At 46.7% G+C, this 16,975-nt stretch carries 16 protein-coding genes and 1 tRNA gene; 12 read left to right on the top strand and 5 right to left on the bottom strand.

All coding sequences use genetic code 11. The annotated features are described in order from the left end of the window. Positions 1-2: 2 nt before the first annotated feature. The 8 genes from ASG24_RS01375 (at position 3) to ASG24_RS01345 (ending at position 8,198) form a co-directional block, all read left to right on the top strand. On the top strand, positions 3-3,710 hold the full coding sequence (locus ASG24_RS01375; protein WP_055867004.1) for a hypothetical protein: 3,708 nt from the start codon (positions 3-5) through the stop codon (positions 3,708-3,710). Beyond that, the gene (locus ASG24_RS01370) at positions 3,707-4,630 is read left to right on the top strand and encodes a hypothetical protein (protein WP_055867000.1); all 924 of its coding nucleotides are present in this window, start codon (positions 3,707-3,709) and stop codon (positions 4,628-4,630) included. Before ASG24_RS01375 ends, ASG24_RS01370 begins: the two co-directional genes overlap by 4 nt. Before the next feature lie 9 nt (positions 4,631-4,639). After that, positions 4,640-5,929 carry a hypothetical protein gene (locus tag ASG24_RS01365; protein ID WP_055866996.1) on the top strand — a complete coding sequence of 430 codons (1,290 nt, stop codon included), beginning with the start codon at positions 4,640-4,642 and terminating at the stop codon, positions 5,927-5,929. A gap of 2 nt (positions 5,930-5,931) precedes the next feature. Continuing rightward, the gene (locus tag ASG24_RS01360; protein WP_055866993.1) at positions 5,932-6,285 is read left to right on the top strand and encodes a hypothetical protein; all 354 of its coding nucleotides are present in this window, start codon (positions 5,932-5,934) and stop codon (positions 6,283-6,285) included. A 79-nt stretch (positions 6,286-6,364) separates the two neighbouring features. After that, entirely contained in the window at positions 6,365-6,712 is a 348-nt protein-coding gene (locus ASG24_RS01355) for a hypothetical protein (protein ID WP_055866990.1), read from the top strand. Beyond that, positions 6,713-7,279 carry a hypothetical protein gene (locus ASG24_RS01350; RefSeq protein ID WP_055866987.1) on the top strand — a complete coding sequence of 189 codons (567 nt, stop codon included), beginning with the start codon at positions 6,713-6,715 and terminating at the stop codon, positions 7,277-7,279. Beyond that, entirely contained in the window at positions 7,261-7,635 is a 375-nt protein-coding gene (locus tag ASG24_RS14300; protein ID WP_082487949.1) for a DUF6527 family protein, read from the top strand. Before ASG24_RS01350 ends, ASG24_RS14300 begins: the two co-directional genes overlap by 19 nt. After that, positions 7,635-8,198 carry a hypothetical protein gene (locus ASG24_RS01345; protein WP_055866983.1) on the top strand — a complete coding sequence of 188 codons (564 nt, stop codon included), beginning with the start codon at positions 7,635-7,637 and terminating at the stop codon, positions 8,196-8,198. The genes ASG24_RS14300 and ASG24_RS01345 overlap by 1 nt, the downstream gene beginning before the upstream one ends. A 521-nt stretch (positions 8,199-8,719) precedes the next feature. On the opposite strand, the gene ASG24_RS01340 is transcribed toward ASG24_RS01345, so the two are convergent. Further along, positions 8,720-10,000 carry a Y-family DNA polymerase gene (locus ASG24_RS01340; RefSeq protein WP_055866981.1) on the bottom strand — a complete coding sequence of 427 codons (1,281 nt, stop codon included), beginning with the start codon at positions 9,998-10,000 and terminating at the stop codon, positions 8,720-8,722. Positions 10,001-10,067: 67 nt separating this feature from the next. On the opposite strand from ASG24_RS01340, the gene ASG24_RS01335 reads away from it, so the two are divergent. Next, on the top strand, positions 10,068-10,697 hold the full coding sequence (locus tag ASG24_RS01335) for an SOS response-associated peptidase family protein (RefSeq protein WP_055866979.1): 630 nt from the start codon (positions 10,068-10,070) through the stop codon (positions 10,695-10,697). 77 nt (positions 10,698-10,774) lie between these two features. Here ASG24_RS01335 and ASG24_RS01330 read toward each other — a convergent pair whose 3' ends face one another. Both ASG24_RS01330 and ASG24_RS01325 read right to left on the bottom strand, forming a co-directional pair. Next, positions 10,775-10,993 (bottom strand): hypothetical protein, encoded by a 219-nt coding sequence (locus ASG24_RS01330; RefSeq protein WP_055866976.1) that lies wholly within the window; start codon positions 10,991-10,993, stop codon positions 10,775-10,777. A 124-nt stretch (positions 10,994-11,117) separates the two neighbouring features. Further along, positions 11,118-11,193: transfer RNA gene (locus tag ASG24_RS01325), tRNA-Asn, on the bottom strand. A gap of 229 nt (positions 11,194-11,422) precedes the next feature. Between ASG24_RS01325 and ASG24_RS01320 the strand changes: the two genes are divergently transcribed. Continuing rightward, on the top strand, positions 11,423-12,001 hold the full coding sequence (locus tag ASG24_RS01320) for a hypothetical protein (protein ID WP_055866971.1): 579 nt from the start codon (positions 11,423-11,425) through the stop codon (positions 11,999-12,001). 63 nt (positions 12,002-12,064) lie between these two features. Here ASG24_RS01320 and ASG24_RS01315 read toward each other — a convergent pair whose 3' ends face one another. Then, the gene (locus ASG24_RS01315) at positions 12,065-13,279 is read right to left on the bottom strand and encodes a pyridoxal phosphate-dependent aminotransferase (protein ID WP_055868365.1); all 1,215 of its coding nucleotides are present in this window, start codon (positions 13,277-13,279) and stop codon (positions 12,065-12,067) included. 168 nt (positions 13,280-13,447) lie between these two features. Continuing rightward, the gene (locus ASG24_RS01310; protein ID WP_055866970.1) at positions 13,448-14,467 is read right to left on the bottom strand and encodes a trypsin-like peptidase domain-containing protein; all 1,020 of its coding nucleotides are present in this window, start codon (positions 14,465-14,467) and stop codon (positions 13,448-13,450) included. A gap of 156 nt (positions 14,468-14,623) precedes the next feature. Here ASG24_RS01310 and uvrB point away from each other — a divergent pair, with 156 nt between their 5' ends. Then, positions 14,624-16,657: an excinuclease ABC subunit UvrB gene (uvrB, locus tag ASG24_RS01305; RefSeq protein WP_055825542.1), complete on the top strand. Its 2,034-nt coding sequence runs from the start codon at positions 14,624-14,626 to the stop codon at positions 16,655-16,657. After that, positions 16,654-16,950, top strand: coding sequence for a SemiSWEET transporter (locus ASG24_RS01300; protein ID WP_055866967.1), 297 nt, complete (start codon positions 16,654-16,656; stop codon positions 16,948-16,950). Before uvrB ends, ASG24_RS01300 begins: the two co-directional genes overlap by 4 nt. Positions 16,951-16,975: the final 25 nt, after the last annotated feature.

Raw genomic sequence — 16,975 nt, 5'->3', positions numbered from 1 at the left:
CCATGTCGGCACTAGGTAACCTGGTTGTAGCGCTTTCCCTTGAGTATGCGTCATTCTCCAAAGGAATCGACAAGAGCGACCAGCAAACCTTGCGTTTTGCTAAAAATACGCAAGATGCAATGAGCAAAATGGAAAAATCCGTCAGCTCATATATTAATCGAGTTGTCGGTATTGGCGCCGCATACCTATCTATAAACTCTGTTTATGCTTCCATCAATAAGCAGGTTGATGCCTTGGCTCAACTTGACGATGCGGCGCAAAAAACCGGTGCCAGTGTTGAGCTGCTTTCCAAAATCCAGAAAACTGCCACTGCTTTTGGTGTCGACTTTGCTGCGCAAATTGAGCCAGGCATTACTAAGCTGGCAAAAGGTGTGGCTGGTCTTGATGACCCGTCGAATAAAGCAAATGCGGCTTTAAAAGCACTTGGCATTGAGGTGCGCGATAGCAATGGCAATGTCAGGGACGCGGCCGAGCTGTATATCGAAGCCTCCAAAAAGTTACAGACCTATCGTGATGATGCAAGCAAAACTGCTTTAGCCAATGATGTACTGGGCAAATCTGGCGCCGAGCAACTGCCTTTCCTGAATGACCTGGCTGAGAATGTCGACAAATTCAGTGCTGTGAGCGCTGAAGCAGCTGCAAATGCAGCCTCATTGCAAGATAGCCTCAATGGTCAAAAGCAGCGGTTTGATGAATATGTACAGCAGCTGACGATTGACGTGTTGCCAGCATTAAATGATATGGCTGGCGCCTTCCTGGATATCCAGACTCATGGCAATAATCTGGCGAAGGATCAGAATGTTTCAAATTGGGCTGATAACCTGGCTCTCACCATTTCCCCTGCCTATGACACCCTGGTCAATCTCAAAAATGAAATTTACTCCATTGGTAAAAGCTTCCAGGTTGTCTACGCAGATCTGGCTGTCCATACGGCTCGATTTAAGTCGCTTAATCCTGCCGCCTATTTAACAGGCGATCCACAAAAGTCCCTGGCAGAAGCTGAAGCATTCCGTGCGCGCGTACTTAAAGAGGCCAATCAGGCATGGAGTGAAACAGCCAGCCGGCCGCGTGATGAATATGAGCAAGCGCTGCGTGCCCGGATGGCAAGCCGCCCAAATACATATGCCAGTCCATCCGTGGCTGGCTCCGGATCCGGTAAGCCATCCGTGGGTTATGTCTCTGGCCAGGATGCAAAAGATGCTGCTGATGCCAAAGCAAAAGAATCAGCTGCAGCTGCTGCCCAAAAAGCCTATGACACGCTTACAAACAGCATCGAAAAACAGATAGAAGCTAAGCGTGCCGAATACTCTGTCACAGGGTCACTCAGTGAAGCTGAAAAAATGCTCCTGGACATCAATGCCAAGCGCGCTGACGGCCTGCTTACATTAGATGCCGGGCAATACAAATATGTCCAAAGCCTGATTGCGACCTGGGAAGCAGAAATCCAGAATAGTGAAATGGCAGCACTGCGCCTGGAGAGCGAAAAGGAATATCTCACTGTCCTAGAAAGCGCTACCCAGGCGCGTGCTGAGCAATACACCACAATGCAGGATGAGACCCGGGCGCTTGAAGAGCAAGCCCAGGCAAAGCTTGATGAGATCCAGCAGCTGACCATGACCAAAGAGCAGATCGATGCGCTCAATATGGCCAGGTACGATGAACAGATCGGCATGCTGGAAACGCAAAAAGCCTACCTGCAGACACAGGTTGACCGCGAAAACGAGATCGAGCTTATCGAGCGCCAAATTGAAGCCCTCGGGATTCTGCGTGATTCTGTAGGTAAGTCTGAAGCGATCAACAAATCCAAAGCTGAAACTGCCGAAATGTTTGGCAGTATGGAGCAGGCATCGCGCCTGGTGTGGACCGTGTTTGCAAACAGTGGTGATGATGCCGCCAAAGCCGTGGGTAAATCGCTCAAGGCATCTGTTTATGACTTGCTGTATCAGATGACTATCAAGAAATTCCTGATCAGCATCGAAGCAACTGTCTCCGGATCCGTGGCGAATGCCGCAGTGAATAGTGTAGCGGGTCAGAATGGCGTGGGTGGTACATCTGTCTTTGAGAAGGTTACCGAATCTCTTAAAAACTCAAATATCGGGATAACCAATTCGATTGAAAAACTAGGTGCATTCTTGTCGAGCGGTGATGGCGGGATCATTGATCAGTTTGGTGGATTGCTTGGCAAATATAGCACTCAGATTGCGGACGGCATGGGTTACCTGGGCGCTGCCTATATGCTTAGTCAGGGCAATATTGCCGGCGCCGTACTTACGGGTATCGGCACATACTTTGGCGGGCCAATCGGTGCTGCTATTGGTGGGGCTATCGGCAGTTTGTTTGGCGGCAAAGTATCCACCAAAAAATACAGCACTGGTGTAAGTGGTGTCTATTCTGACGGTCAGTTTTCATCCACCAATCAATCTGGGATTGCCGGTTATGGCCGCGCACTGGGTGGTAATGATTCGCTTGCTAGTGTATTAAAAAATTACTCTGAAGTAGTTAGTGGTTTATTTAATGCTTATGGCATAGGTGGAAACATCAATACTGGCATTGATATGTTCCAGCGCTCTGGTAAAAAGACACGCGCCTGGGGTTATTTCGGTGCCAACGGAGGTGGTGGATCAGTTAATTTCAGTTCTGGTGATACGGCATTTGGCAGCTCTCAAGAAGCCATGACTGCATTGATTGAGAAAATACTCACCCAGGGTATTACCGGCCTAGTCACATCATCTAACCTGCCTGAAGGCATTCGTGCATTGTTCGATGGCCTGGGTGATAAAGAGTCAATCCAGGCAATTCTCACCGCCTCAATTAATATCGGGAATGCGCAAGATGCGCTGGCTAAACAATACAATCTGACCGCTGATCAAGCAGGCAAGGTTTCTAAAGCATCTGGTCTGGCCGGAGTGCAATTAGCCAACTTCGCAAACTCCCTGGTCGCTACAGCCAATGCATCGCTCACCACGAGTGAGCAGATGATCAAACAGCGCGACGCTCTCAATTCTCAAATCACTGCCTTGGGTGGTAATGCATCTATTAGTGGCGATCTCAAAGCGTTTGATGCCTTCCTTAAGGGATTGCCTAAAGATACTGCTGCTGCTCAAGAACAGTTTGCCGAACTATTCAAGCTTCGCACTAGCGTTGGCAGTGTGCAAACAGCTTGGGACCAGGTGATTTCCGGTGTTAACGCATCTATATATGACTTGCTAAGTCCGGCAGAGCAGGCCGCCAAAGACTCTCAGGCCTTATATGACCTGTTCAATGAATATGGTTTGCAAGTACCGAAAACAGCCGCTGATCTTGCTGCCATAGGTCAGGCCATCCAGCAGAACTTTAACGCGGCAGATGAGGCTAGCATCGATCTCGCGCTTGCATTCCCCACCTTGGTGGCGGCTTTCACCTCAGCCAAAGACAAGATCATCGACAACGCCCGTGAAATGAACCAATTCACCAACCTGGCGGATTACAGATTTTATAAAGGGGTAGCGAATAACTATGGCGCCCAGATGGCAAATGATTATGCCGGCGTAAGTAAGTTTTTCGGAAGTAATGCGGAAGGGCAATCGACGCTAAACGGGCAAGATGTCTCCGATCTGGTGGCATTGTTAAAAGACCTGAGAGATATCAATAAATCAGCATTAATTACACAGCGCGGCACGACAGAAGCGTTAGAGCGAATTCGCGTAGTAGGGATTAAAACAACATCATGACAAGTTTATTAACGATCGGCATCCCATCAACCATTGCTGATGCAAATATCCTTGCCAACAGCGTGGGAGAATTTGATTATCCGGAATGGAGCATTGCAGAGACTTATGGTTTAGGCGATTACGTGATGATCAGTGAGGTTGATATTCATAAGGTATATCGATCTGTACTGGCTGGTAACGTCGGCCACAATCCGCTGGAAGAAGCGGATATCAATAATCCGGTGTATTGGTCATTTGTTGGTGCCACTAATGGTTACAAGATGTTTGATGACTACATCAACACCCAAACGCTGGCGGATGGCTTGATCAGTTTCACCCTGGGAGGAATGGGGCAGGTCAATACATTCCCCTTATTTGGCCTTACTGGTGAGGCATTGTTATTTGAAATATCTGATGAGGATGGCACACCAATTAGCAGCCAAACGGTGGACCTGATCAGTTACTCAAGTTTCGGCAGCTTTTATGATTGGTTATTTACACCTTTCTTGAGCACCAGCTTTGTGGTTTTTGAAAATATCCCACCTTATTACAACGCAAAATTCAAAGTCACTATTACTGGCGCTGGTCAGGTAGGTATTGGCGCGGTTGTCCCTTGCTACGGTTATCAATTTAATTCTGTTACCAGGGAAAGCTCAATTGATCAAAAGGACTACTCACTTAAAGATGAGTTGACACCTGGGATATTTCTTTTCGAGAAGGGACCGACCGTAATTGTCGGGGAATTTGAGTTTTATTTTGAGGAATCTAAATTTGATCTATTGAACAACCTTGTCCGGCAAAGAGCTGGATTGCCAACCTTGGTAATCGGGAATAGTAGTTATGAAACTATGACCCTATACGGCGTGATCCAGGGCGCGCCAAATAACTTGCCAAGTGCAGTTGAAGGCTTATGCCGTTTGAAAATTGAAAGTCTGTTTTAAGGAACCAGAATGAGCGCTACCGACGAACTACTCCCCATCCCGCCACAGCCGGAAATTTCAGAGGGCAATAAGGTTTTTCATCAGAAAGCCTATGATCTCTATAAGTGGATGCGCACCAAGCTAGGGCCGGCCATTATTGAAGTAAGCAACTTGATGCGCAATGCTGTCACGGGCGCTTTTACTGCTACCTCATCTTCATCAATGGCAATAACAGTAGGTGAAAAAACACTTGAAATAAGCCCTGGTAGAAGTTTCGTCCCTGGCACACCTGCAAGGGTGGCATATAAAACCGATCCAACAAAATACATCGATGGCATCACTAAAACATATGATCCTGTAACCGGTGATTTTGTATTTGATGGTGTAACACCCAATGGCGCAGGTACTTTTACGGATTGGAGTATCAGCATTATTCCGTCAAGTGCTGGTGGGTTAGCTTCACTGTTTACAAACAAATTCACAGGGCTGCAGTCGTTCGCAAATGAAGCAATAGTTGCCAGCGCGACTACTTTGGATTTAACTGCAGCCGGTAGCAATCAAATAAAACTTACGGGTGCTGTCGATATTGTAAATGTCACGATGCCACAAGGGGCTGTCATTACTGCACGCGCTGTAAGTACTCCCAAGTTGAAAAACTCAGCGACTCTCATCGTGCAAGGGGGTGAAGACTACACCTGTGCAGCTGGCGACATTTTGATATTTATAAAAGATGGGGACGGGAATGTTAGGGTTTCAATATTCAATATCAAAACTGCATTAAATGATTCTGGCTTTACTTCAAACGATAGTAGCGTGGTTTCATCAAGCTGGGTTAAGGGGCTATTCAAAATTGGCACCCCAGCTATTGCAAACGGCGCATCTGCGTTTGACTTTGCAATTCCGTCCGGCGCAAAACGTGTGAGATTTCTTTTCAACGAAATCTCTACAAATGGTTCAAGTTTTATTATTGCTCAGGCAATTGTTGCAGGGTCTCCAGTTAATGCAGGTTACCGCTCAACTGTATGGAGAAGGTCGGCTGAAAATTTTATATCAGTAGGATTCAGCGTAACTGTAAACACCTCTCCCAATGTTAATTTCAGAATCAGGGGTATTTTAAGTATAGAGAATGCTGGTGGAAACGTTTGGGTGAGTGCGGGTAGTATTGGCTCTGATGATGGTGGATCTCCGGCAACAGGGGATGCTTCTTCAGGTTCAATTACGTTGTCCGGCGCCCTTCAAGGGGTTCGAATAACAATGGTAAATGGTACCGATATGTTCGATTCACCTGCAGGCACAATCACACCAGTTTGGGAGTTCTAAAAATGGCTACAGTAGCGAAAATCGGGTTAGACGGAAAAGTTAAAAAAATCGAAGAGGAGCTGCCAGATTTGACTCCTGATTTAAGTAATGAGCAGAGAGCTGAGTTAGTTCGCCAAGCGTTGCAGGAGGCAATTGATTTAAAAGCGCGCGATTTAGGTTTTAGTGGTGGCAACGCTTTAATGCTCTATGTAGGATTCGAAAATCACTATCAATCTCTGGCGCAGGTTTTCGCAACCTGGGAGGCTTCTGTATGGGTTGAGGCTGACGAATACAAAGCTGAAGTCTTAGCCGGCATAAAACCTATGTTGACTGGACCTGAAGCCGTAGCATTGATGCCTATGTACCCTGAATTATAAATTTCAATAACAAGTTCCAGCCGCCTCCGGGCGGTTTTTTTATGTCTATTAGCCGGGGGTGGAAATGAGGGAAGTTTTGATGGATCCAGCAATCTTGAAGAAAACAGAATCTGCAATGATGTATGGCGGGGCAATCGTAAGCTTTCTTTCTGGCATCGCCAGCTTGATTGCCGGCATTAGTTTAAGTAACTGGGGCGTTATCCTGGGTATTTTTATTTCTTTATCTGGTTTCTGGATGAAATGGCGTGAGCACCGGATGAAAGAGATCGAGCACAAGCTGCACGTTGAAAGAACCAATGCCGAGATATTGGAGATTAAGACCCGCACCATAGCTGTGGATCGTGCGGCGGTTAACCAGGTTAGTTATCACACGGCGCCGCCGGCACTTGAAGCAATGAAAAATCCGCAAGATGGGCAGGCAGCCTAAATGACAAAATATCGTACTTTAGTCGCAGCACTGTCGCTTTCTGCAGCTGCTCTTGTCGGGCTGGTAACTAGTGAGGGCTACAGCGATAAAGCAATGGTCCCGACCAAGAATGATCGCCCGACCGTTGGCTTTGGCAGCACATATCATGCTGATGGGCGACCGGTAAATATGGGCGACGTCATTACTCCGGTGCGCGCACTGATAACTGCCCAGGCGCATATCTCAAAAGAAGAGGTGATTTTCAGAGATAGCCTCCCAGGTGTCGCTCTCCAGCAGGGTGAATACGACATTTATATGGACTGGGTTTATCAGTATGGCACTGGTGCCTGGCAAACCTCTGGCATGCGTAAAGAGCTGCTTGCATTGGATTACTCTGCCGCGTGTTATGCCATGCAGGAGTATCGATTTTTAACAAGCAATGTAGTGACAGCCGGCTGGATTGAGTACCAGGATCAGAAGGGGCGACGAAAGTGGAAATTTGACTGCTCGACACCTGGTAATAAAGTTTGTGCAGGCGTCTGGACTCGCCAGCAGGAAAGGATGCGTAAATGTCTAGCACTCCAGTAATTAAAGAGTTCGAAGGTGGCCAGGTTAGTTTTTGGTGTCCTGGTTGTAATGAATCTCACACTATCAGTGTTGGTCCCGGCAGCGGACCGCGATGGGGTTATAACGGTAATCCCGAAAAACCAACCTTCACGCCCAGTGTGTTTGTCAAAACAGGACACTTTGTACCAGACCGTGCGAACGAGGGGTGTTGGTGTACATATTACAAGGAGCATCCCGATGAGACTCAAGACTTCCACTGTCGGCAGTGCCACTCATTTGTTAATGATGGCCATATTCAATTTTTAAGTGATTGTTCTCATGAGCTGGCCAACAAAACAGTTCCGCTGCCGGTATGGCCAGTGGATAAGGAATATTGATGATTGCTAAACTTTTCCCGCCCTATACCTGGCAAACGAAATTAATCGCAACGGCCGCACTCTGTGTGGCCTTTTTTTTAACTGGTTGGGTGGCGCACGGCTGGAAAAAAGACGCAACCCTAGCCCGTAGTATTTCCAAGGCAATTAAAACGGCTCGTACACTTCAGGAGAAAGCTGACCCTATTGTCGACCAGGCAGTAAAAGAGAAAGAAACGGTGCGCATTGTCTACCGAACCATTAAGGAAAAAATACATGAACAAAACGATAAGTCTGTTTGTTTTAGCAATGACTCTCTCAAGTTGTGGAACGATGCCATCGGCGCAAATCCCGATTCACATAGATCAAAGCCTGTTGCAGAAGTCTCGACCGTTGAAACCTCTGCAGGGGAAAGTGGTGAAAAAAGAAAACAGGATCCAGGCACAGAAATCGTCGCAACCGTAGAACAAGTACTTAGTAACGCGGCCGACAATTTTGAAACATGTAATCTAAACGCAATCGATCATGACAGATTGGTCGACATGCTTAATATTTATAAGGGCAGAATTTGTGTTTGCGGACGTTAAAAAGGGGCTTTCGCCCCTTTGTTGTTTATTTCTTCTTACTTGGTGATGACTTTGGCGCTGGGATAGTTTCTCGTACAACTCTATCCTTTGGCATCTGCTTAGCCTTCTGGTCAGTTAAAAATTGTCCAGTTCCTGCATCTCGGTAACGTTTAGTATCGGTCATATATTTTTCCTTGGGTTATTCCCAAAAAGGTAGTTTTTGACTATTATGACCTTCCGGCCATAATAGTCGGATTTGTAAGTCCTAACTCGTGATGGTATCTTGGCGGATGGTGTCACGAGTTTCCATTTTTTCGATTGCTATAAGCGGACTCCATATAGCAATCTGATCGTCTTCTCATTCCTTTCTCCTTTTGTTGTTGGCGCTATATTCATACAATTTCTTTGGCTCTTCAAGTCAATATAAATCAATATATAGATATATTTGACTTGACAGTACCCAACTGATTGATTTTATTTGTTTTTATTTTTATAAAAAAATTTAAATAAATTCTAATTAGTCAATACTTTAAGTCGTAAAGTTAATCAATTTTGAGTAATTCTTCCCAGTTGGTAGTATAACTTGGACTTTTCTGCTGTTGTTTCATCGCCCACGGCTGACCATATCCCTGGCTGCCTACAATCAATTTACCTTTTCCCATTTTTTTATTGACAGCATCCATGGCCTGCATTAATCGGTCACTTTTGGTTGTAGACCTACTATGACTAAACATATCCTCCTGTACACCCGCTGCAGGCACAATCTCGCCAAGCATTACGCCCGATTTTGAATAATTAAAGCCAGGCAGATAAATCTGCTCTAACGCCCACATAGCAATGCTGGCCAGCCTAGTTGTGCTATTTGTATGAGAGGATAGGGCAATTGTTTTGCTGTTGCTGTATTGTGGGTCATTCTCCCTGAAACGACTTGTGTGTATGAAAACAGTAAGTGATCCGGCATATGACTGTTGATTTCGTAACTTTTCGGCGGCTCGGCTGATGTACAGGGATATTGATTGCGCCAACTCTTCCAGCGTTGTTACAGGCATGCCAAAGCTACGCGAGCTGACAATCTGTTGCTTTGGCGGCGCCACTTCCTCAATCTCGATGCAAACTGTGCCATTTAATTCACGGATAGTCTTTTCCATCACCACGCTAAAGTGTCGGCGTAATCGGGATGGGTCTGCACGTTTTAAGTCAAACACAGACTTTATGCCAAGGTCATTCAACTTTGGCGCTAGTTTCCTACCGACACCCCAGACCTCACCAACATCAATACTCATCAGCAAACTCTCCAATACTTGAACCGGCATACTATTGAAGTTGCACACACCATCAAATTCCGGCCGTTTCTTTGCGCAATGATTGGCCAGCTTTGCGAGTGTCTTAGTTGATGCAATCCCCACGCAAACAGGTAGCCCGGTCCCCAGAAGTATCATGTTTCGCATTTTCTGACCATATTGCACCAGGTCACGCCGCTCAAAGCCAGTTAGATCGAGAAAGCTTTCGTCAATGCTGTAAATTTCTTGAACTGGCGAGAATTGCCTTAGTAGTGACATTACGCGGTTTGACATATCTGCATACAGCGCGTAATTTGAGGAAAACGCAATAATGCCATGTTGCTTAGCAAGCTCTTTGTATTTGAACCAGGGCGCGCCCATAGGTATACCTAGCGCCTTTGATTCGTTTGATCTGGCAACCGCACAGCCATCGTTATTAGATAAAACGACAACCGGCTTTCCATGCAATTTTGGGTTAAAAACCCGCTCGCAAGATACATAAAAGTTGTTGCAATCTATTAATGCTATTGAGCGATTAGTCATGATTTTCTGAGTTACTGAAAAAGGTTTTTATTGTAACAATAATCAGTTTTGAAAGATGTAGGACACTATGTGCAGCAATTACCAACCAATAAAAAGAAGTAGCAATCCTTGGGTAAAAAAACACTTTGATATCGACCTTCCTGATGCTGATTGGAAAGGCCATACCTGGCCGATGGATAAGGCGCCATTTATCTTTATAGATAATGGAGTTATCAGGTGTGAATTGGGAAAATTCGGTCTAGAACCGCTCTGGGCTAAAGCCAAGAAAAATTATGGTAGGTGGACTTACAATGCTCGCAGTGAAACAGTTGATAAAAAACCATCATTCAGCCCGGCCTGGAAAGAACAACGTTTCGGACTAGTGCTTGCTCAACAATTCTTTGAGCCTTTATATCGAGACGGAAAACCAGACTGGGCAGCAATCAGCCGCCAAGATAACGAGCCGACTGCAATAGGTTCTATATGGGAAAGCTATATTGACGCAAAAACAGGAGAGGTTGTACGCTCGTTCTCAATGTTAACGGTCAATGCTGATGATCATCCGTTCATGCAGCAATTTCATGAGCCAGCCAAAGAAAAGCGATCCGTTGTGATTGTAGAGAATGGAGACTTTCAAAAGTGGTTAAATGCGTCACACGAGCAAGCTCGGCAATTGATAAAACTGCCGCCAGATGATTACTTGGAATTTGAATTGTGATATATTGTTAAGATCATTTCCTCCCGAGATGATCAAAAGTGAATCTGCTAGCCATCGAAAGGTGGCTTTTTTTTTCGCTATGCGATACCGTTCACCACTGTAATTCCTTGAACCTTGTAAGGTGTTTCACCACTGGAAAGGTGGTCGATGTCATCAACTGATAAATCATCAGAAGCCACTAGTCTTATCTCGCCATGGATATTGTCCGAAACAGAACCGCCGATTAAAGCGACTTTATGTTTAATGCAAATTGCCGTTAGTTCGTCGATGATTACCTGGGCATTTTTAATATCCATAACTAGATTCCAATCAGAGCTAAAGTTAGTTGGATATTATGGGTGACAAATAGTTTTTGCGGAAAAAACCATATTTTGCGGAAAAAAAGCAAAAAGCCTGCATCGCTGCAGGCCTTTATCTATTTGGCTCCTCAACCTGGGCTCGAACCAGGGACCTACGGATTAACAGTCCGGCGCTCTACCGACTGAGCTATTGAGGAATCGGTACGTCGTTTGAAGGCGCTATATTACTGAGACCGTGCCCCTTGGTCAACCACTTTTTGCGAATTTCTCCATATTTTTCGATGCGCAGTTTAAATGCCGGTTTTGCTTGATAGGCAGTCATAAAAGTCAAGAGGTTTGCATGGTCAGATCGCACTTTTGTTACCCAAACGGGTCAATTTTTTATTGGGGCAAGGTCGTTTATAATAGCGGTAACAGGAGATGCTTATGCGTACAGTTTTAGGAAAAGTGGTTGGTCTGACCGGTGCTGCGGAAATTGTGGATCAGTATGGTCACCATATTCAGTTGAAAGCTGGAGATACATTGCATGCCGGCGATCAGTTAGTGACCGTGGCTGGCGCACAGGTTGCCATGCAGACCGTGAGTGGCGAGATGGTTCAATTTGCCGAACAACAGTCGGTCACATTGTCTGACGAAGTGTCTGCATCGCCGCATACCATGGATATCAGTGAGCATGCAGTGAATCCAGCGGTGATTCAACATGTGCTGGCTGCTTTACAATTGAATGATGCGATTGATTTAACGCCGCCGCTGGCATCCATGCTGCAAGAAGATGCAAGCGCTTTTGTTTCAATCGCGCATACTTCAATCACCGAGCAGGCGCTGCAAGCTACAAGCCCTGCAGATGCTTTGAATATTCATGATGTATTGGTTTCCGGCGATCATCATGCGGTAGTGTCTCCAGCCGCCATGCCGATTACGGAACTGGCAGACCTGATGACACAAACGGCAAGTGCAGATATCGGGTTACCGAACAGCCCTCTAAAAGATTTTCTGAATGACTAGATAATCTTAGTGTTGGAATAATAAAAAAGCGCCTGATGGCGCTTTTTTATTTTGAGTGCAGGATTAGACTTTAAGCGCTTGTTCTATTCTGTCCAATGCTTCGCGCAGGTTATCCATGCTGGTAGCAAACGAGATACGGAAATACCCTTCAGCACCAAACGCAGAGCCTGGCACTACCGCGACATTGTGTTCTTCCAGTAGGTATTCTGCCAGCGCCATGTCTGAAGTTTCTTTGATTTTGCCAGCCTGATGCAGATTTGCAATCGCCTGACGCGCATCCGGGAAAGCATAGAAAGCACCCCCAGCCATTAAACAGCTTAAGCCCGGCATGGCATTGAATCGGTCAACCACATATTGATGACGCTCTTTAAAGGCAGCGACCATCGGTTTGATACAGTCCTGTGAGCCACTCAGGGCGGCTTCAGCAGCATACTGGGAAATAGAAGTCGGGTTGCTGGTCGACTGGCTTTGCAGGATTTCCATCGCCTTGATGATGTAAGCCGGGCCAGCCGCATAACCAATACGCCAGCCGGTCATGGAATACGCTTTGGATACGCCATTAAGCACGATACAGCGGTCTTTCAAGCCAGGCGCGGCATTGAGGATGTTATGGAATTGATCACCGGTCAGGTTGACGTGTTCGTACATGTCATCGGTAGCGATCAATACATGTGGATGTTTGAGCAGCACTTCGCCCAATGCTTTTAATTCTTCCAAAGAGTAGACTGCGCCGGTCGGGTTAGAAGGCGAATTGAACATCACCAGTTTGGTTTTGCTGTTAATCGCTGCTTCCAGCTGGCCAGGCAGTAATTTGAAGCCTTGCTCAATACCACATTCCAGGATCACCGGTTTGGCCTCAGCCACCATGGCGATATCGGCATAACTGACCCAGTAAGGCGCCGGGATGATCACTTCATCTCCAGGGTTCAATACTGCAAGACACAGGTTGAAAATGGTTTGCTTGCCGCCTACGCCAACAATCACTTCATTCACGGCATAATCAAAACCGTTTTCATTCTTGAATTTGTTAACGATGGCTTTTTTCAGGGCTGGAATGCCACTGACGGGCGTGTATTTTGTGTAACCTGCGTCGATGGCTGCTTTGGCTGCATCTTTAATATGTTGCGGTGTATCGAAATCAGGCTCACCTGCTGCCAAGCCAATAATCGGACGGCCTTCGGATTTATATTTGGCGGCTTTGGCGGTGATCGCCAAAGTAGGGGATTCTTTAATGGATAAAACTCGCGCAGATAGCACGTTGGCGGCAGGTTTGCTCAAAATGGCGTCCTTGTTGATCGGTATGTGCACAAGCAGGCTAGACTTTCGTGCCTGCAAAAAAATGAAAAACGCAACATTTTACGCAAAAACCACGTGCGGTGGAAGTGAATGACACCAGTTTTAAACAGATTTTTGGCGCAATCAAACGTGTTTCATAGATCGTTTAACTTACTGTTTCTGGCAGTTTTGCTCGCAACTAAGATAGTTCTGGTAAACCGACACCAGTAACGGGTCAATTTTCTGCAGTTGCAATTCAATGTCTTTTACGGTTTTGTCGTCGCCCAAGCGCTGTGCGACTTCACCACGCCTGAACCACGCTTCTACAAACTGGCCATCCAGGCTGACTGCTTTTTGATAGGCAGTGGCTGCTGCATCAAATTGTTTCAATGATTGTTCAGCCAGTCCCAGGCTAAACCAGGCATCTGCGTTGCTGGTTTCATTCTGGGTCCATATGGCACTAATTTTCTCCATGTTAGCCCAATCCTGGCGTGATTCTGGCACCGCTGCTTGCATGTAGTAGGGTTTTTTATCTTCATCTTCTTCCCATAAGGCTTTGCCACGCACGGGGAACTCGGTACTGGCGGGCATTTTCTCCAAAGTGTCCAGCCATTCCACTGGTAAAGCAAAATGGATGCTGCGGCCGTAACCCGCGGTTTTAAAAGTGTTGATGCCAACCAGTTTGCCATCCATATCGAATAATCCGCTGCCGCTGGCGCCCATCAGGAATTTAGCGCTGCTGCGTATCATATTGCCGGAAGGGGTCGCGTAAAGACCTTGAATCTCACCAATGGAGGTGATGGGGGCGGGCACGCCATTGGAATGGCCGATGGCGCTTATTTCCTGCCCACGTGTCAATGCATAGCTATTACCGCGTACGACCGGCTTAAGCGGGAGGGTCGGTGATGTCACCAGGCACAAGTCGTGCCATACATCGGCGCGGACGCTGGTGATCGGATAGGCATCTTCACCACGCGAAACCCATGGTTGTTTGGTGGCGCGCAGCACATGGCAATTGGTCACCACAGTATGGTCAGCGACCACCACGCCTGAACCGTAGGCCATGCCGCCATCCTCGTTGTAGCCACGGATCATGACGACGCCAAAATAAGCTTCCATCAATGCCTGCTGGTTATAAGCATGCGAAGAGGCAGAAAATATTACAATAAATACCGATAGTAAAAGCTTCAAGCCAATCTCCAGAGTGATTTTTCAGACATCCAACAGAGGACTACTTTCAAAGCCAATAGTTCTCCTTAAATGCTGCGTTGTCAAATGTAAATCACACGCCCATTGAACCAAAAGCAGTTAAAATGAGACTATTGTTTATTTAATCAGATTGTTTTCGTGATCGTCACCTTTCCAGGTAGCAAGTTTGAGTTACACCAGCCTTTTCCTCCGGCCGGGGATCAGCCTCAGGCCATAGAAAAACTGACTAAAGGTATTGAAGATGGTTTGAAGTTTCAAACCCTGCTCGGTGTGACTGGCTCCGGTAAAACTTACACCATGGCCAATGTGATTGCACGGACCGGTAAACCGGCCATCGTCATGGCGCCAAACAAAACCCTGGCGGCCCAGCTCTACAGCGAATTCAAAGAGTTTTTCCCCAATAATGCGGTGGAATATTTCGTCAGTTACTACGACTATTACCAGCCGGAAGCGTATGTGCCCTCACGCGACCTGTTTATCGAAAAAGACTCCAGTATTAACGAACACATCGAACAGTTACGTTTGGCAGCGACCAAGGCGTTGCTTGAGCGTGAAGATGCGGTAATCGTGGCAACTGTGTCAGCCATTTATGGTATCGGAGACCCGGGTGAATACCATGGCATGGTGCTGCATGTGCATCAGGGCCTGAAGATTGAGCAAAAAGATATTGTGGCGCACTTGATTGCGATGCAATACGACCGTAACGATTTTGATTTTGGCCGTGGTTGCTTCCGTGTCCGTGGCGATATTGTGGATGTATTTCCCTCTGAAAACAGTGAAACAGCGGTGCGCATCAGCATGTTCGATGACGAAATCGACAGCATCCAGTTGTTTGATCCACTGACCGGCCAGGTATTCAATAAAATCCATAATTTCCGTATTTTCCCATCCAGCCATTATGTGACTGCGCGGGAAGCGACGGTGCGTGCGATGGAAACCATCAAAGCCGAATTACGCGACCGCGTTAAAGTCTATCTGAGTGAAAACAAGCTGGTTGAAGCGCAGCGGATTGAACAGCGCACGCGGTTCGACCTGGAAATGCTCAATGAAATCGGCTTTTGCAAAGGCATTGAGAACTACAGTCGCCATTTAACAGGCCGTAAACCTGGCGACCCGCCGCCGACACTGATCGATTATCTGCCGGAGCATGCATTGATGATCATCGATGAAAGCCACGTCACGGTGCCGCAAATCGGCGGGATGTACCTGGGTGACCGATCACGCAAAGCAAACCTGGTGGATTACGGCTGGCGTTTGCCTTCAGCTATGGATAACCGCCCGCTCAAGTTTGAAGAGTTTGAGCGCATTATGCGTCAATGCGTGTTTGTATCTGCGACGCCTGCAGATTACGAAAAAAACCATCAGCAGCAAGTAGTGGAAATGATTGCGCGTCCGACCGGCTTGATAGACCCTAAAATCATTGTTAAACCCGCCGATACGCAAGTGGATGACCTGTTGGGCGAAATTAAAGAACGCGTAGCGATTGGCGAGCGCGTGCTGACTACAACGCTGACTAAACGCATGGCAGAAGACCTTACCGATTATTTGTCCGAGCATGGCGTTAAAGTGCGCTACCTCCATAGTGATATTGAAACGGTAGAACGGGTAGAAATTATCCGTGATTTGCGCCTGGGGGAGTTTGATGTGCTGGTGGGTATCAACCTGTTGCGTGAAGGTCTGGATATCCCCGAAGTTTCATTGGTAGCGGTGCTCGATGCCGATAAGGAAGGCTTCTTGCGCTCTGAACGCTCGTTGATCCAGACAGCCGGCCGCGCGGCGCGTAACCTGAATGGTAAAGTGATTTTTTACGCCAACAAGATCACACGCAGCATGAAACTGGCGATGGATGAGTCTGACCGTCGCCGTACTATCCAGGAAGCGTTTAATGCAAAACATGGCATCACGCCTAAAGGGGTGACCAAGCGGATTAAAGACCTGATTGAAGGCGTGTACGATAAAGATGAAGCACACCGTGAACGTAAAGCTGCGCAAGAACAGGCTAGTTACGAGAACATGAGTGAGAAAACGCTGGCCAAAGAACTCAAGCGTGTAGAAAAAGCCATGCATGATGCAGCCAAAAACCTGGAGTTTGAAAAAGCCGCCCAGTTACGTGATCAGCTGAAAAAACTCAAGTTGCAGGCATTTGGTGCCGAAGTAGATGATTTGAAATGAGTTTACTAAACACCTGTATTGGCTCGATAGCGGCGATATGCACTACGGTAGCATTTGTGCCGCAAGTCATCAAATCCTGGCGCACGCGTGATTTAAGCGGGATATCGTTGCCTATGTATACGATTTTCACGTTAGGCGTTATTTTATTGCTGGTTTACGGGCTTTTAATTGGCGATTGGCCGGTGATCATCGCCAATGCGATTACAGCGTTACTTGCAGGTGGTGTTCTTTTGTTAAAATTGCAGTCACTCAAAATGAAATCTCCAAAAATGAAATCTATGACACAGCTTTAATACCAGATTATTTTTTTGATGATTG

The organism is Methylophilus sp. Leaf414, from assembly GCF_001425425.1.
Lineage (GTDB): Bacteria > Pseudomonadota > Gammaproteobacteria > Burkholderiales > Methylophilaceae > Methylophilus.
Note: the sequence above shows the minus strand (reverse complement) of the source record. Positions and strands in the feature narration are given on the sequence as shown.